Source organism: Streptomyces deserti, from assembly GCF_054782695.1.
On sequence record NZ_BAAGRZ010000119.1, the window covers coordinates 1 to 950 of the forward strand.

Genomic DNA, 950 nt, shown 5'->3' on the forward strand with positions numbered 1-950 from the left:
CTACGTGCCCACCACGGCGACGTGGATCCGCCCCGGCCGGCCCGGCCTGACTGACCTGAGGGCGACGGCCGAATCGGCCGGCTCCGAGTCGGCCGGCGTCGAGTCGGCCGGACGCCCGGAGCGCGTCGGCGGACACGGTTCCGCACGTCGGCGGCCCACCTTCGGCGTCCAGGGCCGAACGCCGATGCGGTGGTCCAACTCCGGCAGATGAGTGGTGTGTTGTCCCGAAGCTGGTGACAGCCGGCCGTCTCGGGCCGGTCAGCGGCTGACGAGTCCGGCGTCGTAGGCGAGCAGACCGGCCTGCGTCCGGTTGGTGCACTCCAGCTTGACGAGCATGCGTGAGACGTAGCCCTTGACGGTGGCCTCGCTGAGGAACAGCTTCGAGGCGATCTGGGCGTTCGACAGACCTTCGCCGAGACAGGTCAGGACGTCGGTCTCCCGGTCGGTGAGCTTGCCCACCAGGTTCTTGGCCCGCTCCCGGGCGGCCTCCTCGTCGGAGGAGGCTGCCACCAGCCGGCGCGCGGCCACCGGCGAGAGGATCGTGTGGCCGTCGGCCGCGACGCGTACGAGTCCGATCAGGTCCTCGGGGGGCGTGGACTTCACCAGGAATCCGCTGGCCCCGCTGCGCAGTGCCCGCAGCACGTACTGGTCGGCGTCGAATGTGGTGAGCGCCACGACCTTCGGCGGCTGATCGAGTTTGGAAATGCGCTCGATGGCGGCCAGACCGTCCACACCGGGCATCCGCAGATCCATCAGAACGATATCGGGGCGGTGCCGGATCACCGCCTCTACCGCGGCTGCTCCGTCATGGGCCTCGTCGACGACTTCGATATCCTCCGCGGATCCAAGAATCGTGCGCAAATGTGCACAGACCATTGGCTCGTCGTCGACGACCAACACCTGAATTACTCCGTGGCCCATGCGCGGCAGTCTATCCAGCCGAAGGTTCA

Annotated in this window: 2 protein-coding genes; one reads left to right on the forward strand and one right to left on the reverse strand. The window is 68.3% G+C overall.

The annotated features are described in order from the left end of the window. Window positions 1-211: hypothetical protein (locus tag ACYVMZ_RS39350; protein ID WP_461088119.1), on the forward strand; the 211-nt coding region annotated here is incomplete at its 5' end. A gap of 47 nt (window positions 212-258) precedes the next feature. On the opposite strand, the gene ACYVMZ_RS39355 is transcribed toward ACYVMZ_RS39350, so the two are convergent. Continuing rightward, the gene (locus ACYVMZ_RS39355; protein WP_461088121.1) at window positions 259-921 is read right to left on the reverse strand and encodes a response regulator transcription factor; all 663 of its coding nucleotides are present in this window, start codon (window positions 919-921) and stop codon (window positions 259-261) included. Window positions 922-950: the final 29 nt, after the last annotated feature.

Coding starts and splice junctions, on each gene's coding strand:
- ACYVMZ_RS39355 (WP_461088121.1), bottom strand. CDS start 921: ATGGGCCACGGAGTAATTCAGGTGTTGGTCGTCGACGACGAGCCAATG.